At 67.9% G+C, this 23376-nt stretch carries 28 protein-coding genes; 8 read left to right on the forward strand and 20 right to left on the reverse strand.

Annotation, left to right across the window (positions count from 1 at the left end; translation table 11 throughout):
- Positions 1 to 52 precede the first annotated feature (52 nt).
- From bamE to GO308_RS09695, 3 genes are all read left to right on the forward strand, one after another.
- A complete protein-coding gene (bamE, locus tag GO308_RS09685) occupies positions 53 to 538 on the forward strand; it encodes an outer membrane protein assembly factor BamE (protein WP_066483631.1) in 486 nt (161 codons plus the stop codon).
- 119 nt (positions 539 to 657) lie between these two features.
- Positions 658 to 1167 (forward strand): RcnB family protein, encoded by a 510-nt coding sequence (locus GO308_RS09690; protein ID WP_066483630.1) that lies wholly within the window; start codon positions 658 to 660, stop codon positions 1165 to 1167.
- Positions 1168 to 1442: 275 nt separating this feature from the next.
- Positions 1443 to 2837 carry a glycosyl transferase family protein gene (locus GO308_RS09695; RefSeq protein WP_276616517.1) on the forward strand — a complete coding sequence of 465 codons (1395 nt, stop codon included), beginning with the start codon at positions 1443 to 1445 and terminating at the stop codon, positions 2835 to 2837.
- A 627-nt stretch (positions 2838 to 3464) separates the two neighbouring features.
- Here the strand turns inward: GO308_RS09695 and GO308_RS09700 are convergent.
- The 19 genes from GO308_RS09700 to GO308_RS09790 form a co-directional block, all read right to left on the reverse strand.
- Positions 3465 to 3764: a hypothetical protein gene (locus tag GO308_RS09700; RefSeq protein WP_240885310.1), complete on the reverse strand. Its 300-nt coding sequence runs from the start codon at positions 3762 to 3764 to the stop codon at positions 3465 to 3467.
- On the reverse strand, positions 3739 to 4230 hold the full coding sequence (locus tag GO308_RS09705; protein WP_066672993.1) for a hypothetical protein: 492 nt from the start codon (positions 4228 to 4230) through the stop codon (positions 3739 to 3741). Before GO308_RS09705 ends, GO308_RS09700 begins: the two co-directional genes overlap by 26 nt.
- Positions 4227 to 4865 carry a glycoside hydrolase family protein gene (locus GO308_RS09710; RefSeq protein ID WP_240885311.1) on the reverse strand — a complete coding sequence of 213 codons (639 nt, stop codon included), beginning with the start codon at positions 4863 to 4865 and terminating at the stop codon, positions 4227 to 4229. The genes GO308_RS09705 and GO308_RS09710 overlap by 4 nt, the downstream gene beginning before the upstream one ends.
- Before the next feature lie 57 nt (positions 4866 to 4922).
- Positions 4923 to 5663 carry a hypothetical protein gene (locus GO308_RS09715; RefSeq protein ID WP_240885312.1) on the reverse strand — a complete coding sequence of 247 codons (741 nt, stop codon included), beginning with the start codon at positions 5661 to 5663 and terminating at the stop codon, positions 4923 to 4925.
- Positions 5660 to 6019: a hypothetical protein gene (locus tag GO308_RS09720; RefSeq protein ID WP_240885313.1), complete on the reverse strand. Its 360-nt coding sequence runs from the start codon at positions 6017 to 6019 to the stop codon at positions 5660 to 5662. The genes GO308_RS09715 and GO308_RS09720 overlap by 4 nt, the downstream gene beginning before the upstream one ends.
- Complete coding sequence (locus GO308_RS09725) at positions 6016 to 6468, reverse strand: hypothetical protein (protein WP_066483611.1); 453 nt, start codon at positions 6466 to 6468, stop codon at positions 6016 to 6018. Before GO308_RS09725 ends, GO308_RS09720 begins: the two co-directional genes overlap by 4 nt.
- Positions 6469 to 6484: 16 nt before the next feature.
- Complete coding sequence (locus GO308_RS09730) at positions 6485 to 9745, reverse strand: hypothetical protein (protein ID WP_240885314.1); 3261 nt, start codon at positions 9743 to 9745, stop codon at positions 6485 to 6487.
- Positions 9742 to 13128 (reverse strand): hypothetical protein, encoded by a 3387-nt coding sequence (locus tag GO308_RS09735; protein WP_240885315.1) that lies wholly within the window; start codon positions 13126 to 13128, stop codon positions 9742 to 9744. Before GO308_RS09735 ends, GO308_RS09730 begins: the two co-directional genes overlap by 4 nt.
- Entirely contained in the window at positions 13125 to 13412 is a 288-nt protein-coding gene (locus tag GO308_RS09740) for a DUF1799 domain-containing protein (RefSeq protein WP_240885316.1), read from the reverse strand. Before GO308_RS09740 ends, GO308_RS09735 begins: the two co-directional genes overlap by 4 nt.
- Positions 13413 to 13471: 59 nt before the next feature.
- Entirely contained in the window at positions 13472 to 13894 is a 423-nt protein-coding gene (locus GO308_RS09745) for a histidine kinase (RefSeq protein WP_240885317.1), read from the reverse strand.
- Between the two features lie 58 nt (positions 13895 to 13952).
- On the reverse strand, positions 13953 to 14891 hold the full coding sequence (locus tag GO308_RS09750; RefSeq protein WP_240885318.1) for a phage tail tube protein: 939 nt from the start codon (positions 14889 to 14891) through the stop codon (positions 13953 to 13955).
- Positions 14884 to 15126 carry a hypothetical protein gene (locus GO308_RS09755; protein WP_240885319.1) on the reverse strand — a complete coding sequence of 81 codons (243 nt, stop codon included), beginning with the start codon at positions 15124 to 15126 and terminating at the stop codon, positions 14884 to 14886. The genes GO308_RS09750 and GO308_RS09755 overlap by 8 nt, the downstream gene beginning before the upstream one ends.
- Positions 15127 to 15130: 4 nt before the next feature.
- A complete protein-coding gene (locus GO308_RS09760) occupies positions 15131 to 15541 on the reverse strand; it encodes a hypothetical protein (RefSeq protein WP_240885320.1) in 411 nt (136 codons plus the stop codon).
- The gene (locus GO308_RS09765) at positions 15538 to 16071 is read right to left on the reverse strand and encodes a phage virion morphogenesis protein (protein WP_240885321.1); all 534 of its coding nucleotides are present in this window, start codon (positions 16069 to 16071) and stop codon (positions 15538 to 15540) included. Before GO308_RS09765 ends, GO308_RS09760 begins: the two co-directional genes overlap by 4 nt.
- On the reverse strand, positions 16071 to 16790 hold the full coding sequence (locus tag GO308_RS09770; RefSeq protein ID WP_240885322.1) for a DUF1320 domain-containing protein: 720 nt from the start codon (positions 16788 to 16790) through the stop codon (positions 16071 to 16073). Before GO308_RS09770 ends, GO308_RS09765 begins: the two co-directional genes overlap by 1 nt.
- The gene (locus tag GO308_RS09775) at positions 16790 to 17011 is read right to left on the reverse strand and encodes a hypothetical protein (RefSeq protein WP_240885323.1); all 222 of its coding nucleotides are present in this window, start codon (positions 17009 to 17011) and stop codon (positions 16790 to 16792) included. The genes GO308_RS09770 and GO308_RS09775 overlap by 1 nt, the downstream gene beginning before the upstream one ends.
- A 127-nt stretch (positions 17012 to 17138) precedes the next feature.
- A complete protein-coding gene (locus GO308_RS09780; protein ID WP_240885324.1) occupies positions 17139 to 18080 on the reverse strand; it encodes a hypothetical protein in 942 nt (313 codons plus the stop codon).
- Positions 18081 to 18183: 103 nt separating this feature from the next.
- The gene (locus GO308_RS09785; RefSeq protein WP_240885325.1) at positions 18184 to 18522 is read right to left on the reverse strand and encodes a DUF2190 family protein; all 339 of its coding nucleotides are present in this window, start codon (positions 18520 to 18522) and stop codon (positions 18184 to 18186) included.
- Positions 18523 to 18562: 40 nt separating this feature from the next.
- Complete coding sequence (locus GO308_RS09790) at positions 18563 to 19528, reverse strand: hypothetical protein (RefSeq protein WP_240885326.1); 966 nt, start codon at positions 19526 to 19528, stop codon at positions 18563 to 18565.
- Between the two features lie 137 nt (positions 19529 to 19665).
- Between GO308_RS09790 and GO308_RS09795 the strand changes: the two genes are divergently transcribed.
- From GO308_RS09795 to GO308_RS09805, 3 genes are read left to right on the forward strand one after another with little or no spacing between them, the layout of a single operon-like run.
- Positions 19666 to 19929: a hypothetical protein gene (locus GO308_RS09795; RefSeq protein ID WP_240885327.1), complete on the forward strand. Its 264-nt coding sequence runs from the start codon at positions 19666 to 19668 to the stop codon at positions 19927 to 19929.
- A complete protein-coding gene (locus GO308_RS09800) occupies positions 19930 to 21462 on the forward strand; it encodes a hypothetical protein (protein WP_240885328.1) in 1533 nt (510 codons plus the stop codon).
- Positions 21462 to 22013 (forward strand): hypothetical protein, encoded by a 552-nt coding sequence (locus GO308_RS09805; RefSeq protein ID WP_240885329.1) that lies wholly within the window; start codon positions 21462 to 21464, stop codon positions 22011 to 22013. The genes GO308_RS09800 and GO308_RS09805 overlap by 1 nt, the downstream gene beginning before the upstream one ends.
- Here the strand turns inward: GO308_RS09805 and GO308_RS09810 are convergent.
- Positions 22004 to 22432: a hypothetical protein gene (locus tag GO308_RS09810; protein WP_240885330.1), complete on the reverse strand. Its 429-nt coding sequence runs from the start codon at positions 22430 to 22432 to the stop codon at positions 22004 to 22006. The genes GO308_RS09805 and GO308_RS09810 overlap by 10 nt on opposite strands.
- A 313-nt stretch (positions 22433 to 22745) precedes the next feature.
- On the opposite strand from GO308_RS09810, the gene GO308_RS09815 reads away from it, so the two are divergent.
- Together GO308_RS09815 and GO308_RS09820 are read left to right on the forward strand one after the other, a co-directional pair.
- Complete coding sequence (locus tag GO308_RS09815) at positions 22746 to 23180, forward strand: hypothetical protein (protein ID WP_240885331.1); 435 nt, start codon at positions 22746 to 22748, stop codon at positions 23178 to 23180.
- A gap of 1 nt (position 23181) precedes the next feature.
- Complete coding sequence (locus GO308_RS09820) at positions 23182 to 23367, forward strand: hypothetical protein (protein ID WP_240885332.1); 186 nt, start codon at positions 23182 to 23184, stop codon at positions 23365 to 23367.
- Positions 23368 to 23376 lie beyond the last annotated feature (9 nt).

Below are 23376 nucleotides of genomic sequence, written 5' to 3' on the forward strand. Positions count from 1 at the left end.
ATGCGGCTTCACGCCCGTCAGCCGTGTGTCGGCGTCCCCTGGAGAGTTTCGAATGTCACCGCTTCCCAAACGCCTGATCGCCTCGATCGCTCTGATCGGCCTTGCCGCGGCGGCGGGCGGCTGCACCCGGCTGCGCAGCCATCAGGGCTATATCGTCGATGCCGACCTGGTCAATTCGGTCCAGCCGGGCGTCGACAACAAGGATTCGGTGCTCAAGACGCTCGGCACGCCGAGCTTTTCCGGGCAGTTTTCGGACAACGTCTGGTACTATATTGCACGCGACAGCCGCAACCTGGCGTTCAACCGCCCGCGCCCCGAAACCCAGACGACGCTGAAGCTGACCTTCGACCAGGCGGGCAACGTCACCTCGGTCGACAAGACCGGCGCGGAACTGGTCGCATCGATCCAGCCGAGCGACGATTCGACCCCGACGCTGGGCCGGCGGCGCGGCTTTTTCCAGGACCTGTTCGGCAATATCGGCACGGTCGGCGCGCCGGGCGCGGGCCCCGGCGGCGGCGGGCCCGGCGGGCCGAACTGACGCGGCGCACCCGCCGCGCGCCTTTCGCGTTCCTGACCAACGCGTTCGACACCCGTTCAGCGTGCCATCGGCATAACCCCCTCCATCGGGAGCGAGTCCCGCGAACATGGAGGTAGAAGATGCGTAAACTGATCCTGACCGCGCTGGTCACCGCGCTGGCGGTCCCGACGGTCGTCGCGCCGGCGGCCGCCCAGTCGCGCGGTGAAATCCGTCGCGACGCGCGCGACCTGCGCGAAGAGCAGCGCGAATTGCGGCGCGCCGAACGCTTCGGGTCGCCGCGCGACGTCCGGCGCGAGCGCCGCGACGTGCGTGAAGCCCGCCGCGACCTGAACGAAAGCGTGCGCGAGCGGCGCTGGGGCGACAATGACTGGCGCGATTATCGCGGCCGCAACCGCACAGTCTATGCGCGCGGCAACTGGCGGGCACCGTTCGCCTACCAGCGTTTCCGCACCGGGGCGCGGATCGCGCCGCGCTATTATGGCGACCGGTATTTCATCAGCAATCCCGGCCGTTACCGGCTCCCGCCCCCGGGCCGTTACAATCGCTGGGTGCGGCACTATGACGACGTGCTGCTGGTCGACACGCGCCGCGGCTATGTGCTGCGCACCCTTCCCGGCTTCTACTGGTAACCGGGCCGTGCAGGCGGGGCGGCAAACCCGCTCCGCCTGAGCGCGAAAGGAAAATGAAAAGGTGGGCCGCGCCGCGGATACGCTGCGGCGCGGCCGGTGCGTACGGCACCAGTGCCCGTGTCAACGGGACCAGTCGCCGCAACGCTGGCGAACCTTTTCGGTTCCACCGGCCGCCGGAAAACGCGCGCGCCTGCGACCAGGCGCCACAATTCCGCTTTGAATTGATTGCGCAAAACGCGTAGTCCCTCGCCGGGGAACCAGAGGGGGAACTTGCGTTGGCGTGGGGCGACGTCGCGCTGAACGCGCTCGACATATTCAATCATGAATTGATGTTGTTCGCGGCGATCGGTTTCCTGGTCGGCGGGATCGACGACGTGGCGGTCGACCTGGTGTTCGGATGGCAGGCGCTGCGCCATCGCCGGCACGGGAACGGCGAGCGCCTTGAACGGTTGCCCGGGCCCGAACATCGTCTGGCGGTGTTCGTGCCCGCCTGGGACGAGGCGGCGGTCATCGGCGCAATGCTGCAGACCGCGCTCGCCCGGTTCGATCATCCCGATTTCGACATCTATGTCGGCACCTATCCCAACGATACGGCAACGATCGACGCGGTTCGTGCGATCGCCGACCGCGACGCCCGCGTCAGGCTGGTGATCGGCGACACGCCCGGCCCGACGACCAAGGCGGCATGCCTGAACACGCTGTGGCACGCGCTGCAGGCCGACACCCGCCGATCCCGGCACGTCCACGCGGTCGTCCTGCACGATGCGGAGGACGTCGTGCACCGCGACGAGCTTCGCGTGTTCGACGCGCTGACCCGGCGCTACGATGCGGTGCAGTTGCCGGTACTGCCGCTGGTCGACAAGGGATCGCGGCTGGTTTCGGGTCATTATTGCGACGAATTCGCCATCGCCCATGGCAAGCATCTGCCGGTGCGTCAGTCGCTGGGCGCGGCGTTGCCGTTCGCCGGGGTCGGCTGCGCGATCCGTACCGACATGCTGGCGCGGATCGCCGCTTTGCGGAACGGCGAGCCCTTCGATGCCGGCAGCCTGACCGAGGATTACGAGCTTGGCCTGACGGTCGCCCGGCTGGGCGGCACGGCGCGCTTCGCGCGCATCCGCACCACGAACGCGAGGGACGCGTCCGACCTGGTCGCCGTACGTGCCTTCTTCCCGGGGTCGCTCGATGCCGCCGTCCGGCAAAAGGCGCGGTGGATGACGGGCATCGCGCTTGTCGGCTGGGACCGCACCGGCTGGGCGCGACCGGCGGCACTGGGCGACCACTGGATGCGCATGCGCGACCGTCGTGGGCTGGTCGCGATGCTGGTGCTGGCGGCCGCCTATCTGGGGCTGATCGGCTGGGCGCTCGGGGTGCTGGGGCATGCATTGGTCGATCGGCCGATCGCGCCCGTCGGCCCCGTCGTGTCGAGCCTGCTCGCGGCGAACGCGGTGCTGCTGGCATGGCGTCTGGCGTTGCGCGCCTGCTTCGTCGGTCATGCCTATGGCGCGACGGAGGCGCTATGGTCGCTGCCGCGCGCCATCGTCGCCAACATCATCGCGCTGCTCGCGACCCGACGCGCGCTGTTCAGCTATGTCGCGCTGCTGCGCGGCGGGGCGCTGACCTGGGACAAGACCGCGCACCGCTTTCCCGAAACGGCTCGGCTGACCGCATGATGTCTGGCGACGTCGGACTGTAGCGCGACAATAATTCCCGCTGCGAACCGCTCGCAAACGACAAGAATGAGCGACAGATATTGAAATGGTTGAGCGGTATGTTGTCGCGTTCTATTGTCGCCTTCTCGACAGCGAAAGGACGTGAAGATGCCCGCTCGAAAAGGTCGCCGTTTTAACGCGGAGACCCCTGGCTGCCCGACGGCCGAAGAGGTCAAAGCGGCTGGTCTGCGAGCCGATCTCTCGCAGGCTGAGGCAGCCTGGCGAGCCGGGGTGACGACGCGCACTTGGCAGCGGTGGGAAAGCGGCGTCGCCGCGATGCCAGCGTTCGCATGGCGGCGCTGGAACGATGAAGCGAATGAAACCCCCACGGCCCCGTCGGAGCCGCCCGCTCCGCCCACACCCGAACAGATAAGATCAAGCCGAATAGCAAGAGGGCTCTCGCAGCGGCACGCGGCGCGCCTGGTGGGTGCGGGCGAGGATCTATGGCTGAGGTGGGAGGCAGGGCGCGCAATTATGCACGGCGCGCGCTGGGAGGTCTGGCTTTCGCTCAGCGAGCCAGCTGCAGCAGAATAATCAACATTTCAAAGAGCGTTTCCAGGTCCCCTAATCATCGTTGCAACGGGCCTGTCAGGGCGGTGCCGGGGCGTCCTTGCAGCCGCTCAGGGCGGCCTCCTGAGCCTGCTCGTGATTGAGCCGCTCGTTGCCCTGAGCGCGCAGCGCTTGCCCCCGCGCGCCCGGTGCCAGCGCGGCCCATTGCGGTTCGGTATAGAGCTGGCGAAGCGGCGTCACCGACGCGGGCCGATTGAGCACGCAACCTACCGGCACGGGCACATAAACGTCGCGGTCGACGGTGCGCTCCTTGGTCACCGCCTTGGTGCAGCCGGCGAGCGCCAGCAGCACGCTAGAAGCCATCAGCGCGTAGCGCATCCATCACCTCCTCAAGCTCCTTGAGTTCCTGCTCGCACGACTTTCGCTCGGTGCGCGTGGCGGCCTGTTTGGACCGGGCGATCACCTGGTCACGCTGCGCCTTGGCCGACTGGTAGAGCTGCCAGTTGCGCTCGGCGATGCCCCGGGCGGCGAGGCCCTCATCCTTGAGCTGCCGGTTGGCATCCGACAGCGTCTGGATGCGCTCGCCGCGCTGCCGGCTCTCCTCACGCGCGATCGAACGATCGGACAGGATGTCCTTGACCGTAATGTGCAGCTCGCCCGGCTTCGGCCGCTCGGCCTCGGGGATCACCAGGATCGTGCGCTCGACGATCCCCCGGAAATAGTGATGGAGGCTGCGCTCGTTCCAGCCCCAGATCACGGCCGCGACCAGGGCGATGCCGAGCGCGATCGAGACGTATCGGAACAGGCCGGTCATCCCGGCGATCGCGCGCAGCTTGCCGATCATTTCAGCACCCCCTCAAGCCGCGCCGGCAGGTTCTCCGGCGTGCGATCGGGCAGCAAGCCGGTGAGGCAGATTTCGGTGTAATAGGCGCGCCGACGGGTCAGCCCGCGCACCGTGCACAGGAACTTGCCAGGGCGGGTCTTGGAAGGCACGCAGGCCTGCCCCTGGCGACGCTGCCGGGCTGCCCCCGCTGCGTCGAAAGTCGCCTTGTTCCACGCGAGCAGCCCCCGACACGCGGCGACGGCCTGGCCCGCATTGAAGTTGCGCCGGACGCTCGACCCGCAAAAGCCGCCGATGCCGGCATTGTAGGCCAGATCGGCAAAGGCCCTCAACTGATAGCCCTGCGCGGCCGGCGCGCACGCCAGGACGCCCTCGACATGCCGCACGGCCTCGCGGGCGTTCATTTCGTCACACTCGGCCGGCGAATAGCGGCGGTTGACCTCGATCCCATGCCCGGTGACCCCGCCGCACGCGGTGGCGATGCCGGCGATGTCGCGATAGCCGAGCAACTCATTGCCCTCCCATTTCAGGGTAGAGGCGGTGAACGCCGCCGCCGTGCCCGCGCCCATCAGCGCGACGAGGCGGGCATAATAGCCCTTCGTGCGCGCGGTGCTGGCGGGTCTGGAGGAGACGTCCATGGCCGCTGCTTTGCGCGCGGCGGCGAAGCGGGGCGGGTAGCCGCTGGCGGTGAGGCATCAGACCCACTCCACATGGCTGAGCTGCCAGCGGGTGGCGTTGGCCTCGCGTCGCTCATAGTCGCTGAAGCGGGCGAAGACCCCGTAATGGATGGCGTCGTTTCGTTCGGCCGGCAAGTCGGCATCCTCGATCACCACCAGCGGCCGGCGCGTGCCGAAGTCCCTGGCGATCCGCCACAGCCGCGCGGTCTCCGCGTCGGTCAGATCGACGAAGCTGAAGCTGAAGCTCGCCTTGGTAACCCCGCTGCTGGTCCCGAAGCCGCCGCTGGGCAGGTCGGTGCGCCCGCCCGTGTCGATCAGGCCGCGCCCGCCGCCCAGCTCGCGATGCTTTTCGAACGCCAGGCCAGTCGCGACGACGCCGGCGTGGAACGGTGCGCCCGCCGCGTCGATCGCGATGCGCAGATATCGGGTCACCACCGGCGCGGCCAGGCGGACGAAGCAATGCTGCCAGCCTTCGCCATCGGCCGCGCGGGCCGGCGCGGCCGGGCTGATCACCACAAGGCCCACGCCCATGCCGGTTGCCGATGAAATCGTCCAGGTCGCGGCCGCCGACAGGTCGGTATAGCCGAGATAGATGCTGTCGATCGCCGTCGCCGCGCCCAGGTCAAGGTCCACCGTCGCGGAACCGCCGACCGTCCACACCTCGCGTGGATCGGGGGTGAGCAGATTGGCACCATCCACGCCCGCCGAGACGGCGATCGCCGCGATCGGCACCGGCGGCACGATCAGCACCCCGCTCATGCGAGCCGCCGCAGGACGGTGAGGATGGTGCGATCCACCTCGGCCAGCTCCTCGACCCCGATGACGAACACCGCGACGCCGGCGTCATAGCCGCCGCCCTTGGCCGCGATCGTCACCGCGCGGCCGAGCAGGTCGGCGCGGTTGCCCGGCACCTCGATCCGCTCGATCGATCTCGGCGCGGCCAGGAAGGCGAGCTGGCGATCCGCCTCGGCCTGCGCGTCCGCCTGGGCCGCGAGCGGCGACACGATCTCGCCCACGCGGTCGCTGCCCGCCCAGTCGATCGCAGCGCCTGGCGACCGCGTGACGAACATCGCCTCGGACTTGAGATAAGCGGCAGTGACCGCATCGACGCTCATTGATCAGGCTCCGGCGGCGGCGGGATGAGCACAGCCAGATTGACCATCTGCTCGCGGAACTGCAGCAGCTCCTCGGCACGAACGCGGGCCACTTTAATGAGGAACGGCTCCAGCTCGACATTGGCGTTCGGCGGAACCCCGGTGCCTTCGGCGGGCCGCACAAGCCCACGCCCGTTGATCTTCACAACCTGGCCTTGTTCATCGACCAAGGATGCGCTGACCATCAACGCGATGTCGCGCGGCGCAATGGCAATGCTGACGTCCATGCCCGGGTCGCGATAGGCCGGGGCATAGCGCACGCGGATAACCTCTCCGTCCTGGGTCTCATACGCCCGCTCAAAATAGGGCCGCTCTGGCGTCCACGCGGGGTGCAGCCCGGGATAATCAGGCAGGTGCGTCAATGTGACGCTATCGCCCGGCATGGCGGTCATCTGAACAACTTCGGTCATTGGTCTGCTCCTCTGATCATGGGATCGCCGTCGCCTGATTGTCGTAATAGCGCTCGCGGATACCGCCGCCGCCGCCGCCGCCGCCCGAAACGCCACCACCGGCTGGCGTCCCCACGGGCGGCGTTACGACTGATCCGACCAGGCGTCGGCCGGGCGTGTTGAGCAAGCTGGCGTTCGTGGTGATCCCATAGGAAGGGTTGCCGCTGTTGTAGCCGCTGTCGTCATAGATCCAGTAGATCGTCCGAAACGCGAAGCCGAAGTAGATGCCGCCGCCAAAACTCAGCGTGCCCGCATCATCGAGGAGGTTGTGGGGCAGGATCTGGATCGTCGTGCCGCCGCCGCCGCCGTCATAATAGGCCCAGATCGGCGAGCCTGGCTCGTTGGCAACGATCGTCCCGCCGACCTGCGTATTGCCGACCGTCGGGATATAGACCTGCTGCGCGCCGCCGACCGTATACATCGAGTTGATGCGCCGCGACGTGCCGCGCCCATTGGCGTCGAGCTGCGACAGCTTGGGGTTGGCGTTGACCACGGTGCCGATCGCGCCGTTGACCGACCCGCCATTGATGACCGCGCTGGTGTTGTCCGCATTGGGCTGCGCCATCATCGCCGCGCCCAGGCGGTCGACCGCATCCTCCGCCAGCTCCCATGCGGTTCGCAGGGCCACCGGGTCGGGCACCTGCGTGTCGGTGCCGCCCAGGTCCCAGCTCGGCGGGGGCAGTGCGCCGAGCCGACCGCCCAACGACGTGGCGGGCGCGCCGCTGTCGGGGCCGAGCGCGTTATAGGCCGCCGCCTGGATCGGTTGCACCACGGCCGGAAAGCCCAGCTCGATATAGCGATCGACGTAACGCTGATATTTGTTGTTCAGCGCGCGCCATTCGCGGACGTAGAGCCATTTCTCGCCCGAGCTGATCACCCCGTCGCTGTCAATCGCCGCGACCCGCTGCTGCAGGGTATCGACGCGCGTGTCGGTATAGACCCGCAACGCCTCCGCCAGGTCGTTCAACGCCACCTCATAGGCGACCAGGAGCGTCCGGCCCTGGGCGACGTTGATCGGGGTATCGACGTTGGGATCGGGCCATGTCGGCTGGATGCTGATGAAGTTCTGCCAGTTGTTCCGGGCCGTCGTCGCCGCGTTTCGAACCGTGTTCAGCCCCGCGCTGCCGACGATCCCCGCCGCCTTCGCATCGAGCAGCGACCAGGTGCTCTCCAGCGTGGCGTTCTCACGATAGAGGATGGTGCGCTTTTCATAGGCCGACCATTTGCCGTCCTCGGTCAGCACCAGGATTTGATTGATCGAATTCTGGACCGTCGCCGGCACCAGGCCCAGCATCGCCACTTCGAATTCGGCGACGCGGGCCAGCGCCACCTGCCACCGGTTGCGATAGACGATCGGGTCAACGGCCGTGTCGGTCGTGCTGCTGCTTAAGGGCGGGTTGAGGTTGAACAGCAGCACGCCCAGGCTGCCCGGCTGATCGACATAGACCGCCGCCCCGGCGGCCTGGCGCGCCGGCGTCGCGCTGGCCGGGTTGCCCAGATTGTCATGCTTGATGACCAGCGCGTTCAACCGGTCGACCAGCTCGTTATAGTCCTGGAGGACCTCGGCCTTTTCCTTGCCGGCGGTGATCCAGCCATCGGACGAAATCCGCTCCGCCCGCGTCAGCGCCGCCGAGGCGATCGTCTGGGCAAAACGGCGCAGCGCCTGGGTCAACGCGTTGAGCGCGGCCTCATAGGCCGCCAGGACGTCGTTGTAGAACGTCCTGTTGATGTTGGAGCTCTGGCTCGTGTCGTCCCAAGGCGGCGTGATCGCGCCCAGCATCGCGACCCAGTCGTTCCGGGTCGAGTTGGCCGCCGACACGGCCGTCGTGACATCGGGGTCGCTGATCCCCGCCGCCTGGGCAGTCAGCAGCAGATAGATCGCCTGCAGGCGGCGAGCGTTCGGGACCAGGACCGACTTCTTTTCGAACGGGTCGAGCTTGCCGTCCCCCGAAATCTCCAGCAGCGCCTGCGCGGCCGCCGCCACCTCGGTGATCGCGTCGGCAACCTCCTGCTCGACCTCGTCCATCCGGGCCAGCAGATCGGCGCGCGCCTGCTCCAGCGACGTGCCGTCCTCATAGCCGATCTCGCCTGCCGGCACGATCGCGGAGATTTCGCCATCCTGGTGGATGCGCTGATTTCGGCGATAGCCCAGGCGGCGCGCCTTCATCGGCGCGATCGTCTGTTGCCGGCCCAGATACTCGCCGCGCAGCGTCTCGACCGGAGCGAAGGTCCAGGGACGCAGCGACACGGTGTTGTTCGGCTCGATCACCCACAACAGCGAGACGCCCAGGAACAGCCGATCGAGCGCCTGGGCGGCGGTCTCGTCGCTGTCGATGTAGATGCCGGCGGCGGCCGGGCGGAGCAGGCGTGCGGCGGCGATATCGGCCAGCGCCGGGCCGCCCGCGCTCGCCAGGATTGCCGCGCCGATATCTGCGGCGGCCTCGGCATAGCCCGCGCCGATCTCGCCCAACAGGTCGGCGGTCAACGGCCCCGCCGGCTGGGTCCACCATTTCGCGCACGCGATCGACGGGGCGACCGCACCGCCACCCGGTTCGACCACGACGCCCTGCAACGTGGCGAAGGTCGCATCGGCGCTGCCCTGCCAGGCAACGACCTGCATCGGGCCTTCACGCCCCTTGTCACGCAGGGCGGCAAAGCCCTGCAGCGGACGCGCCGGATCGGCGAACTCATAGATATTGTTCGCCGGGTCGAGCACGCGACCCTCGACGTTGAACACGCGGCCGAACGCCCGGCGCTTCAGCGCGCCGGTGATCGTCGCCGGCCCCTCGATACCGCCGGTGCCGGCGAAGAACCGGTCGGTCAGCGGCTTGTTGAGGCGGACCGACGGGTCGGCGGCGGTCAGGATCAGGCGGCCTTCGCGGATTTCGTCGCGCGCGATCGTCCCGGTCAGCACACGCGCCAGCGCACCGGCCTCGTCGCCGGCATCGATCTCGATCGCCGCGTCCGGCCAGTAATATTGCGCGAGCTCGTGGAGCTGCTCGGGCCGGGCGGGCGCAAAGCCGATCGCGGCCGACACCGGGCTGGTGCTGCCGGAAAAGCCGCGCTGCTCATAGCCGAACTGGGCCGAGAATTTCGGCTCGCTCATGATGCCGGCGCGATAGCCCTGGCCGCCCAGGCGATAGGGCTTAGTGCGTCCGCCGCCGGCCAGGCGCACGGGGACGACAGCACCAGTCGCCGGATTTCGTGGCCAGGCGCGCAGATAGTAGACGCGGCTCACAGCAGCGCCTCACGGGTTAGGAAACTGCGGCTATAATCCTGCAGGCCGACGCCGGGCGCAGCTGCGATGCCACCGCCGAGGGTGCCGAGCTGGGCAATGCCGGCATTAATTTGGGCGAGCAGGTCGTTCTGCTCGTTGGCCAGCGCATTGGCGGTGTCCAGCTTCGCATTGGTCGCGCCGGTCGCATCCTGGGCGGCGCGGATGCGGTCGTTCTCGGCCTTGATGATCGCCTCGGCAGTGCTGATCGCGTTGCTGCGGTCGGCCGCGAACTCGCCGCCCGCCGTCCCGAACGCATCCCGCGACACCTCCAGCAGCCGGCGGCTCAATTCCGCGAGCTGGTCGGCCGCGCCGTCCACGCCGGCCTCCGCGTCGGCGCGCACCCGCGCGATTTCCGCCTGCAGCGTCGTGCGCTGGTCGATCAGCGATCCTTCGGCCAAGCTGCCGAACCGCGTGTCATCCAGGAACGCCTTCAGCCCACTGACCCGTTGCTTCAACAGGTCATCGACCAGCTTGGTGCGCTGCTCGGCGTTCACGCGCTCGATCGCGATCACGTCCAGGCCATAGTCGCGCGCGATGCGCAGCCGCTCCTTCGCGGTGCGGTCGAACTCGGCCAGCTCCTGGCGGATCGCGGCTCCGGGGCCGCCCGCCAGGATCTCGACCTCCTGCACCTTCAGCGCTTCGCTGATCGCCTTGTTGAGGTCGGTCGACGATTGCAGCGCCTTGCTGACCGCCGCCGACAACCCGGTGATCGCGCCATCCTTGATCGCATCGGCAATAGCGAAATTGACCGCCGCCTGAGCGTCGTCGCGGAAGTTGAACAGGCCAAGCTGCTCGTTGCGGCTCTCGCTCTTGGTCGGTCCCTTGGTCCGGCCCGATCCGGTCGTATCGACCCGGAAATCATCGTTGCGCACGCCGATCGACACGTTGAAATTGCCGAGGCCGCCGCCGAGCTGCTCGGCAACCTGGCGCAACCCGTCCTGGATGTTGGTCGCCAGGCCGCTGGCCGCGCGCTCGCGCGACCCGCTGTTGCCGGTGACCGTGGCGGGACCATCGACCGAGGTGACGGTGGCGCTGGCGCGCTTGCTCGATTTGAGCAACCCGCCAACGACGGAGCCGAGCAAGCCGCCTGCAATCGCGCCGATCGGCCCGGCGGCCGACCCCAGCGCCTTGCCCACGCTCGACCCGACCGCCTGGCCGATCGCACCGCCGATCGCGCCGCCGGTGCTGCTTCCCTTGATCCCGAACGCATCGGTCAGCGCATTGCCGAACGTCGCGCCCACCTGGGCACCGCCGAACGCCTTGCCGACTGCCTTCTGGGTGGCGTCGCTGAAAATGCCCTTGTCGCCAAAGATTGACGTGAAGGTGCTCTTCAGGCTCTTGCCCAGCCCGTCGGTGATCTCGGTGAAGCCGGCCAGAAACGGATTGCCGACGCCGCCGGGCTTGCGCCCGACCACGGTGATATCGCCGCCGTCATCGGCCGCCGCGCCGCCGCTGGCGATCTGGTCGGCCGCCTTGGTGACGACGGTCGCGAAATTGCGAACGGCCGCGCCGGCATCGTCCATCTCGTCGGCGATCCGGTCGCCCGCTGCACTGACCTTGTCCGCCCCGGTGACCTGGTCCTGCAGGTCGCGGAAGAAATCGCCGAACAGGCTCTCGGTGAGCTGGCGGGCGAACAGCTGGTCGAACGACGACAGAAGGTTGTTGAAATAGTCGCCGATCGCGCGGGTGCCGTCGGTGCGCAGCGTCGCGAACAGCTGCTCGGTCGCGGCCCGCGCATCGTCGATCAGGCCGAGATAGGCTTGTTGCTTTTCACGCTGGACGTCGATCTCGCGCGACGTCTGGCGCATCACGCCGAGGTTCGCGAACCGCTGGCGCACCTCGTCGGCCGTGACGCCGCGCTTGGCCAGCTCGATCGCGAGCTGGTCCTCGCTCTCCACGCCGATCTCGCGCATGATCTGATAAATCAGCTGGCGATCGGCCGCCTCGGCGTCGCGGCCCTGGGCGGCCAGCGTCGCCAGCTCGATCTGGCGCTCCTGCTCGACCAGCGCGTCGCGGAACGGCCGGACCAGGCTGTCCTGGATCAGCGGCTTAAGCGCCTTGGCCTGGTCGACCAGCTGCTGGTAGTTGGGCGGCTTGCGCTTCTCCAGCTCGGCGATCAGGTTGTCGAGGTCACGGCTCGCCTCATTGGCGCGGACCAGCTCGCTCGACAACCCGCCGAACTGATCGCCCAGGCGCGCGATGGTGTCAGCGGCGCGATCGCCGAAGCCCGCGAGCCGCTCGGCTTCCTTGGCGGCGCGCTCGGCCGACCGATCTGCCTTGGGCTTTTTCGCGCGCCCTTCGCGGCGCAGCGCCGGATCGACCGCGCCGTTGTCGAGCGAGCTGTCAGTAAGCTTGGCGATCTCGTCTTTGGCGTCGGCCGAAACACCATCCTTAATCGCATTCAGAACCTCTTCCTTGGTGAGGTTCAAGCCGGTGAAGTCTTTGAGCTCGGCGAGCCGGATCGCTCTCTCGCGGCTGATCGACCCGTTGTTCACGCCATCGAACAGCCCCTGCAGGCTTCGGGCATTGCGCACCGCCGCTTCCGAGCCATCCAGCGCGCGCACGGCCGCATCACGTCCCTGGAACGGCCGACGAACTACATACTGCAGCGCGCCAAGTGCCCGCTCGCTCAGCGAGGTTTGAACCCTGCCGCCAACGACGCTCTCGAAATTCTGGCGCTCCTTCAGAGCGTCGGCACGAAGGTTGATTGCGGTCAGGCGGGCATTGATGCGCAGCAGCTCGTTTTGCGCTGCGATCTTGCTGCTCGCCTTCCCGAACACATCGCCCAGGACCGACTGCGCCTGGGCAAGCCCGCTCGATCCCAGCTCGGCCGCCTTCGCCGCTTCCCCGACTTCGAACAGCTTCTGGCCGAACACTCCGGCCAGCGTCACCGCGACGCCGATCGCCGCGCCCCACGGCCCAGACATGAACCGCGCGAAAGCCGCGAACCGACCGGTCGCGCCGGCGGCACCGCCGCTCATCAGGCCAAGCGCCTGGATGATTTGCCCGCCCTGTTGCGCGAAGATAACCCCGGCGGCGGTGCCCGCCTGATACTGGACAGCCACATCCTGGAGCTGGAAGCCGAGCTGCTGGGCTGCGGCGCGCTGCGCGCCCGCACCCGCCGTCACGCGCGTCTGGGATTGGCGCAGCCCCTCGTTCGCGCGCTCGGCCGACTTGGCGCTGGCTGCCACGCCCTCGGTCGCGGTCGATAGCCCTTTGGCCTCGGTCGCCGCGCGCTTCTCCGCGCCGGCCAGACCGTCCAGCTCGGCCTTGGATGCCTGGAGCTGGCCGACCAGGCCCGATCCGTCGGCCTTCAGGCGGACCGCGACGATCAGGTCCGTCATGCGCGGCGCTCCCGCTTCGCCATCTCGCCGATCGCGGCGGCTTCCATGGCGCGCAGGTCAGTCAGCATCGCCGGTGACATCGGGATGTCGAGCATGGCGGCGGTGACCGGGATGGCGGCATAGTCCAGGCCCAGGCGGGTGCCGGTCATCGGATGCCGCCGCCATTGCGTATCGAGCGCGACGAACAGCGCGAATGCCTGGGCTTCGTCTGGCGCCAGCTCGACCACCTCGCGCGCGGCGCGCTCGGTCATCCAGTCGGGCAGGGTCGCGGCTTGGGTCAGCACGTCATCGGCCTTTGCTCGGCGTCCGCCACGCCCGCTTGCCCAGGCGCGCGCAGCGGCGCTCAGTTTCCCGCGCGGATCTCCGGCGTCGCCTTCCAGCACGCGATGAAGGCGCGGGCGATGCCGTCGAAGGCGTTGGGCACCTTGACCAGCGCCAGGATGTTTTCGGGCAGGAACTTCAGCGGCTCGCCATTTTCGGCCCCGACCTTCCGCCAGTCGTCCGCGATGCGCATCACCAGCGCCGCGCGCATCGTCGACAGGCTGATCGGCGCGCCGGGAAACAGCTCGCCCAGCTTCAGGTAAGCGGCCAGGCCGGCATCATCCTCGGCCAGCTCGGCGAACTTGCCGACCAGCTCGCGCATCTGGTCTTCGTCGACCAGGCGAAAGCGCAGCTCGATTTCGTTGGCGACGACGCCGCCTTCCTCGCTCACCCCGGCGAAGATCACCGGCCACCAGGCGCGCCGATCCGCAATAACCTTGAACATCGTCTGATCCTTCGTTTCAGGGGCGCTGCAGGCCAGCGCGGAGCCGGCCTGCAGGCCGTCACTTCGCAATGATGGTGAGGTCGGGTGAGCCGCCGTCGACGGTGAACGCCATCTGGATCGTCCACATGAGGATTTCGTCCTCTTCGCTCTCCGTGATGTCGGTGATCTGGACCTTCGGGGCCGCCAGCTCGATGATGTTGCCCGCGACGGTGCCGTGCGTCAGATCGAACGTGACCAGGTCGCCGCTCGACAGCCGCTGGAGATAGTCCTTGACCGCGATGTCCGGCGCTTCGACCACCGCCGTTGCGCTGATCGCGTGCCCGCCGCGACGGACATAGCGTCGGCCGACCAGGTTGCGGAACGCGGTGGTGACGGCGGCGTCCAGGTTGAATGAGCGAAAGATCGGCACATAGCCGTCCAGCGTCATCTCGGTCTGCTCGGTCGACACCTCGACCGGCTGCCGCCAGCGCGCCAGGTTGACCGCCGCCGGGGCCGATTTGTCGAACGGCGTGGCGACCGGCAGCAGGCCGATCCAGTTGAAGCCGATGAACGGATAGGCCCCGGCGGTGAAGTCCATGGTGAAGGTGCCGACCGACCCGATCGTGCGGCGGCGCTGGTCCGACATGTAGTGATGATGGGTGAGCGACGTCGGCTCGACGCCCGGCAGGGCAAAGCCTTGGGTCGCGCTCTCGCCCGCCGCAAGGACGGCCGCCGTCATGCCACAGCCTTCCAGCAGCTCCATCCAGGCCGGGGCGGTGCCCGCCGCGCCCGACCCGGCGATCTCGACCTCATAGGCCAGCGTCTGGCGCTTCGCGCCCGGCACGGTCGCCTCCGCGCCATAGATGCGCGTGTCCAGGTTGCGCTCGACCCGGTCGAGCTCGATCGGCTTGGCCGAATAATTGCGGGTCAGGATGGCGTTGGCGGCAGCGGTCGGGACGCTGTCGGTGCCATAGGTGACTTCCTTCTTGGCCAGCACGACCTTGGTTGCGTCAACCATCGCTCGGGGTCTCCTGTTCGATTGCAGCCGGCGTGTCGGTCACGACATCGCGCCCCGTTTCGCGCCACGCCTTGGGGTCCGTGTTCGGATCGGGCTTACCCAGCTCGGCCAGCGCGCGCTGGCGCGCCGGGCCGATCAGCGGCAGGCCGTATTCGTCGAGCTCACGGCCCTGCGCGTCGCGCGGCCGAGGCTTGGTGCTGACGACATCCGCCGCCCGGTTATTTCGCTTGGACATCAGCTCATTTCCTCAGATGATAGGGGGCGGTAAGGCGCACGCCCCAGGCGAGACGGTAACCGTCAACGGACAGCAGCCGGCCGCCCGCATATTCGAACGGGCCGCTGGCATCTGGATGTCGCCACGCGATCAGCGCGTCGCGCACCCGGTCCGATTGCGCTTCCAGCTCGGCGCTGACCTTGCTATCCGCACGCGCCTGGCCGCCCAGGACCAGCACGATCAGGAAGGTCGCGGACACCCGCTGGTCGACGATGCCGGCCATGCGATTGGCGCTCGCGCTTTCGGTCTCCGGCACGACATACAGCGCCGGCACGATGCGCGGCGGGTCCTTCAGGCCGGCAAACTCGATCACGCCCTCGACCTGGGCGAAGCCCGCTGCCTTCAGGCGATCGACGATCGGCTGCAGCGCGATCATGGCGCACCCGCCGATCCACCGCGGAATGCGCGGTCGAGATGGCCGACCAGGACGACGGGGATTTCGTCGCGCTCTTTTGCCCCAAGGCCGATATAGGTGCGGCGAGGTATGGTGACGCTGGCGACGACGCGGCCGGCGAAGCTCAGCGCGCGCTTGGTGCGCGGGCGGATCGTGCCGCCCTCCTGGTGGATGCGCGCATAGTCGCCAACGGGTGTGTCGCGTTTGGAGGCAGCCTCTCTCTGCACGCCGACCGCTGCGAAATCGCGACCAAACTGATCGACGATCGCGCCCAAAAGCTGCCGCTGGTCAACGAGTGTCTTGCCCCCGTCCTCGATGGCGCGCTGGCTGCGCTTCCAGGGGACGCCCAGCGGATCAACTTCCTGATCGAACCGCGTCTGAGTAGCGTCAAGCATTATGGCCGCGATCGACCGCATCGGCTCAGTCAGATCCTCGGCCGCTGCGATCGCGCGGCGCAGACCTAGCTCCAGCGCATCGTCGAGCTCGATCTCCAAGTTGATCCCGCCAGCCATCAGTAACCGGCCAGTCCGTCGGGATAGGCGCGTCGGCCGGGCGCGATCATGACCGGCGTCTCGCTGATCGCGTCGGCGGGCCGCGCCTCGACCGCCAGGGTCATTGCGCCCGACTGGATGCGCTCCAGCATCCGCATCGCCGCCTTGGCCTGTTCGGTCACGCCCTCCGGCGCGCCGCCGGGATAGAGGCGGGCGCGCGCCAGGTCGGCGACGATCGTCTGGACGATCGGCGGCACGACCGCCAGCGGCAGCGCGTATTTGGTGGCCAGCGAGGCCTCGGCGATCGCCTGGGCGTCGATCAGGGTTGCGACCAGCAGATCGCGATCGATGCGGCCATCGCCCCGGCCGTCGGTCATCCGCACGACCTCGTCCAGGCCGAAGCGGCGGACAAAGGCGTCGATGCTCAGCCAGGGCGCGCCGCCGTCCGGCATGATCCAGTCGGGGTCGATGACCAGCACCTCGACCTCGATCTGCAGCTCCTGCGCGCTGGCGGTCGTGCCGAGCAGCACGACGCGATACCGCTCGCCATCCGCGCCGCCGGCCAGATCCAGGCGCACGCCGGCCTGGTTGACCGCCACCTGCGCATCCAGCGCCGCGCCGCCCGTCACCAGGCCGCGCGGGACGACATCGACCAGCGCGACCGACTGGACGCCGGCGGCAAACGCCACCGGCGTGGAAATCGCCTCGGCCGGGCGCTTCAGGAGCGTTGCATCGCCCATTATTCGGGCTTGGGCTTTGCCTTGGCGCGCGGAGCTTTCGTGGCCCGCGCGGGGGGCGGGACAGGCTCGACAGCGACAGGCGTTTCGGGCGCGGCCGGGACCGCGATCGCGTTGACGCTCAACAGATAATCGGCCTCGTCGGCTTCGAGCTCGACGAGCTCGCCCGGCGGCAGCAGGCCATCGCGGGTCGGCATCGACGTCAAGACAATGTAACGGGGCATTGCAGGTCTCCGAGACTGAAGAAAGCCAGGCGGGTGGCGGCGTAAGGCACTGCCCTTGACACGCACCGCCACCCGCCCGGACGCCGCGCCTGGATCAGGCGGCGCGGACGTCGGGGTCAGGTCGCGATCAGATCGCGCCCTGGAACAGGAAGCCGGCGTCCGCGCCGACCAGCTCGGCCGAGAATTCGTCGATCACGTTGTTGGTCCAGGACAGCAGGTCCTTGTCCCAGTCGATCGCGCCGACCGCCGGGTGACCGCGAAGCTGATAGGTGTAGCCATAGCTGGGCAGGCGCATGTTGCGCTGGCCGGCGGCCGGCACATAGGCCAGGATCGCGTCGCCGCCCCAGACATCAACGCTGGTCGCGTCGTCAGTGTCATAGATCGCATCGCCCGACACGACATTGGCGATGTCGAAATAGCTGGCCAGCATCGCCAGGCTAATCGCCGACGAATTGGTGTGCTTGAAATGGTCCAGGATCTTCGGGTGCTTGCCCAGCGCCGACCCGACGCCACCTGCGACCAGCAGCGTGTTCGGGCGACGGCCGATCCGCTTGCGGATCACTTCCTTGGCGTCGAACACCTGCGTCTTCGGGTCGCTGTCCGGGTCCGACCACTTGAAATCGCCGGCCAGTGCGACCTTGTTGGTCGCGGCATAGCTCGCCGCGTTGCGCGCGACTTCGGCCTGCTGGATTTCCTTTTCCAGCGCGATCACCGCCAGCACCACGTCAACGCTTTCGCGCTGCAGGTCGATATTCGGCACCGCGCGCGCTTCTTCCTGATACTCGGTCGGCGTGATCGCCTGCAGCGCTTCCTGATGCAGCAGGACCGGCTTGCCTTCGTAGCCGACGGTCATCTGCGCGATCGGCGTGCCGGGGGCGCGGCGGGTGCGGCGGCGGCGGAACGCGTCGCGGCCGAACTCGATGCGCTTGGCACCGCGCGTCGGCATTTCAACGGTGGGGAACAGCGCCGATCCGACCATGTCGGCGTTCATGTAACCGCGCGCATGGGTGGACAGGATCGGGTCGACGACGCGGACTTGCGCCAGGTTCATTTGATCGCCGGTGGCCATTGGACTTCATCCTTCATGACGAAAAGAAAGGGGTGGGAGGCCGTTGCGCCGCCTGCTTGGGATCAGGCCGCCTCCCCGGGCTGGAAAGACCGCGGTTCAGCGATCAGGGCGCGGCGAGCAGCACCTCAATGAGCTGCCCGGCGGCGGTGGCCGGCGTGACCGCATAGCCGGTGATTTCGCCGGCACCGGCCTGGGCGATCGCGCGGCCGGTGGCGTCCGATTTCACCGCGACGCCGGCATTCACCGCCGCGCCGCTCTCGACCTTTTCGGTGCCGAGCACGGTCACCGCGACCGCCTCACCGGCGGCCGCATCGAAGTTGGCGACACCCTGGGCCTTGGCGTTGGCGGCGCAGTGCGCGCCGGTCAGCATCCCGAGAAAGCGGTTGTTGGAGATCGCGGCGGTCGCGATGACCGTCATCTTGAAAATGGGGGTGGATTGCATGGGTCTTTACCTTGCCTAGAGGGTGCGGAAGGGGCGGGGATCAGGCGGCTTGTGCGCGGCGGACCGCGTCCATCCACGCCAGCTCGGGATGCTCGGCCTGCATCGCGCGAGCCTTGGCGAACAGCGCCGCCTGCTTGGGATCGACGTCATAGCCGTCCGGCGCGGCAAAGCTGGCGACCGCCGCTTCCGTCGCATCCTTTTCGGGCTTGCCGATCTCGGCCAGGCTGACCAGCGGCTGCGCACCGTCGAGCAGCTTCTTCAGCGCATCGGCCGGCGTCAGCTCGCCCGCCTCGCCAAAGCTCACCTTGCCGTCGGCATCGAGCGCGTCGAGCACGCCGACCAGCAGCGGCTTGCCGGCCGGGGCGAGCTTCGCTTCCTTGACCAGGCTCTCGGCGAAGCTGACATGCGCGTCGTGGCGCGCCTTGATTTCGGCGTCGCGGGCGGCCTTTTCGCGCGCGGCGATCGCGGCTTCGCGCTCGCCCAGAGCCTTTTCCTTCTCGGCGAAGCTCGCCAGATCCTTGTCGGACATTCCAGGTTCCTTTGGTGCGGGTGGGTTGGGAAAATCGAGGGTGGCCAGGCCGTCGGCCTGATCGTCGAACTGGACGGTGCCGAGACCCTTCACGCCCGGCGCTTTCGCGCCCAGGAAGCCGATGTGGCGCAGATACCAGGTGTCGGGCTTGGGGCTGTTGGGGTCGCCGGGCATGTAGAATTGCGCGCTGACCTTGGCGTAGCGGCCTTCGCGGACGGTTTCGGCGAAGCTCGGCTCGACCCGGTCCAGCTCGTCGGCGACCAGCTCGCCATCCTCAACCGCCAGGCGGCCGACCCAGCCATAGGCGGGATCGTTGAGGCGGGGATGGCCGATCACCAGCGGCGCGGGGTCGGCGGACGGATCATAGGCGGCGGCGATCGCCGCCAGGTCGGCTTCGGTCAGCGACACGACCCGACCTTCGTTCGACGTGAACGTGCCGGGGCGGAACAGCCGGATGCGGGGTTTCTTCTGATCCATGCCGACCCGGTAGGATCGGCGGAGACGAGCGCCGGGTAACCGATGTCAGTTACCGGCAGCTGCACGGGTCGCTGCGATTGGCTGCATCGCAGGCCGAAAGGCCGAAAGCAAGCACCCCAGCTGAAGGATCAGCCCGAATGGACAAGTTCGCCGACGAGCCCGACGACCTGGTCGCGCCGTCGACCGCGCCCTACCTGATCATCCCGAGCGACGCGGTCGAGCTTAGCCCGATCCCGAAGGGCATCTACGTCGGCACCGGCGGCGACGTTGTCCTGCGCGGCAAGGATGCGACGGCCGACGTCACCTATCGTAACCTGGGCGACGGCAGCTACATCGCGGTGCGTGCCCGCTTCGTGCGCGCCACGGGCACGACCGCCAGCAACTTGATCGCGGAGGCCTGAATGCGCACGTCCGGAAATGGCGGCGGCGCCAGCGCGCGCGCCCTGGCTCGCCTGGGCGTGCCGGCGATCGCAGCCACCACGCCCTGGCTCTTTGCTGCGACAGGGCTGGAGGCCAATCAGCACCTGGGCATCTACACGACCAGCGCAGCTCAGGAATATGGCGCCTCAATCCGCAGCGCCTGGTCGCCCGACTATCCGGTCAACGCCTATCGCTTCTACTTTTCCAACTGGACGATCCGGGGCAACGCAGGCGCACTGACCCAGGAAGTCGATGGCAATCAGCCCATCGTGATCGAGGGGGCGGCGCTGCTCGTCGGTAGCGATCGCCGGCAGCTGACCTTTAATGGCCAGGTCGGCGTCACGCTTGCGCCCGGTGCGGGCGTGTGGAGCGATCCGGTCGACCTTCTGGTCACTCCGCGTCGGCGGCTTCAGATCATCACCGCCTGGCGCGCGGTGGTCGGCTCGGCGGCCATGCTCGGCAGCTTCTTTCCGGTGCCCGCCAACGGCGATGCCTGGACGCTGGGCAACACGTCGCGCGCGGCGTTCCTCACCGGCGGCATCATTCCGAACAATGCTCCTGCGGACCTTTATGCTTATGGTCCGAATGCGGCGGTGGCGCAGGGCGGCGACGGACGCGATGTCGTCCTGGTACTGGGCGACAGCATCGCCGCCGGCACCGGTGAGGCCAACAACACCGCAGACGCGCGCAACAATCGTGGCTGGGTGGCGCGCTGGCTGGACAGCACTGCCGACGGGGCGCGGCGCGTGCCCTATGCCAAGCTGGCGGCGCCGTCGGCCGCGAACCGCCAGAACACGCTGGCGACCCATTTCGCGCGGCGCGGTGAGATGATGGCGGCCCTGCCGAACCTGCCCTTCACCCGCATCATCAACCAGATGGGATTGAACGACGGCACCGGCTCACTCACCACCTGGCGCGACCGCGTCACGGTGAGCAACAACCTGGCCAAGGCGATCTGGCCGGTGCCGCTGCTGCAGCTGGGGTTCACGCCCTATACGACCACAGATGTCAGCCGTTTCACGACGACGGCGGGACAGACATTCGTCACCTCGCATGACTGGCCGGGCGGATTTACCCAGCAAACGCAGAACGCCCTGGCGGGACTGCCCTCCGGCGTCGACGCTTTCGAGTTCATCGGGCATTTTTTTGATGGGCGCGAGACACTCGGCGCGGCGGCCGAGGGTAAATGGCGGGCGGACTTCTCGACCATCAATACCACTTTGCAGGCCGCGACTACGGTGAACGCGGGATCAATCGTGGTGCGCGGTCCGGTGCCGATCGGCGCGGCGATCGCCATCAACGCGGGGCAAGCCGACGCGTTTCTGACGACTGTCACCGGCGTAAGCGGGGTGGGCAATGTGACCTGCACCGTCTTTCCTGTGATCCCGACGATCATCGCATCCGGCGCGCCAGTGCGCGGCGTCGGCGTCATCGACGGCCTCCACCCGTCGAGCGAGCTGGCGGCCTGGGTCGCGGCGCGCGCAGCTGTGCGCAAGGCGGCGCTGTTCGTCTGATGCCGTGGCGCCGGCTTCCGCTGCTGACACTGGTCAAGCTGTCTGACGCAACACCTTCGAAGAACGCGTCGAACAGTCTGGCCTGGATCACGATGCACTGGCGCAAGCCCGCCGCGACCGGCGCAGTCCTGGCGCACGAGCGCACCGAGCAGCTGCTTGCCCAGCTCGTCTATCTCGCCTCGGCCGCGATCGGTGCGGTGCTCTACCAGCTCGCGCCGATCGCGGCGGTCGCCGCTCTTCTGCCAATCATGGCCTGGCTGTTCGCGCCGCCGGTGCGCCGCTGGCGCGAACTGCTCGGGCACGAGGTCGAGGTCCAGGCATCCGCGCTGCTATATTGCGACGATATCGACCAGGTCCGCGCGCGCGAAGCCGAGGCACTGTGGCGCGCACCGGCCTATCGCGGGCTGTTCGATCACATGACGCTGCCGGAGATCATCCGCGCGCTGCGCCGCCGGGAACCGGTCGCGTGCTGGATCGCGGCCAGGATGGTGCCGCTCGCCCGTCACTATGATGAGGGTCGCCTGTCGGTCTCGTTCGCACGTCAAGACTGAGCGGCAACAAACCCCTGCCAATCAGCAAGCGTCTCCCACTGGACACCATTTGACTTTTCAACACGCCCATCGGGCTGCAGCACGCACCATCCTTGGCGATAATCGAAATCTGGATCGACCACTATCGGCCGAACTGAGCCTTCCTCGTCGAGCGCCCAGCCAAGCACGGTTGCTCTGCTGGTCACTTTCACCCCGTCTTCATCGTCGTCGTAAGCTTCAAGCAGGTATGTTCCGGGCGCTGCAGGGAAGGCGACTGACGGTGCAGCGTCTAATGCCAACTCCCAGTCGGTACGCCCCACATCATGAGTATTACCAAGCAAGTCCGTAACCTGCCACATATTGTCCCGGCTTTCCGCCCTCACAATTGACGAAAGCGGAATGCAGGTCGCGCCCTTGCCCCTTCTCGCTGTTAGAATCATCTCGATCTCCTTCCGTCAGAGCCTCGCACGGCGTCACACGTAGCGCCAGACAAATAGGCCGTGTGCATCATGCACACGGCCACCAGGGCACATCGAAACGCTTTTGGGTAGTTGGGGGCCACTTCGCCCTCGACCCCGCTCTACGGGCCTTAAAATCGCCCGCACGCATTTTCCCGAGCCGGGCCGATAACCGCTATCGGTTACCCCCCCCCCCGGCTGGGGATCGATCTACTTTCTTCAGGCGGCGTCACCGACGACGCGGCCGACTGGCCCATGATGGCCCGGCCAGACCATGAGCGCAAGGATCACGATCATGTCCTGGAACACCATCGCGCGGGTCGATCCCGTCGCCAATACCTGCCCCGCCGATGGGGTGCGCGTCAGCTTGCGGGGAATGGGCAAGGATGGCGCGGGCACGCGCGGCTATCTCGCTATCCAGATCGGTGCGGATCTTGCCCGGCGCGCCGGTTTCGCCACTGAGAGCGTGAGCGTTCGCCTGATGCTGGGCAGCGACAACAACGCCGGCCGCCTTGCGGTCGTGCTCGACCCGACCGGCGGGTTCGTGGCGAAAGGCAAGCCCGGCAAGGGCTATCGCATCGCGATGGGCCTGCGCAGTGCCGCCCAGGCGGGTCTGGCAACCGAGTTCCCCGGCTTTGACCGGCCCGGGATCGAGGTCATCAAGCCGGTGAACGGCCAGCCCCGCATGTTCAGCTTCCTGCTGACCCGCCAGGCGCTCGCCGACCAGTGACATGGTTCGCTCGCTGACCACCTATCTGATCGAGCTGCGCGGCTGCCGGCACTTGAACCGCGTCGATCCAGATGCCGAGGCCCGGCGCCTTGGCATCCGCCCCGACTGGGCGCGCGCCTACCTCAGACTGGAAATGCAGGCACGCGGCGTGGCCGCAACGGACCAGGCGCAGCCCAGCCTGCTTTGAACGGGAGAT

The sequence above is a fragment of the Sphingomonas sp. SFZ2018-12 genome (assembly GCF_022496715.1).
Taxonomy (GTDB): domain Bacteria; phylum Pseudomonadota; class Alphaproteobacteria; order Sphingomonadales; family Sphingomonadaceae; genus Sphingomonas.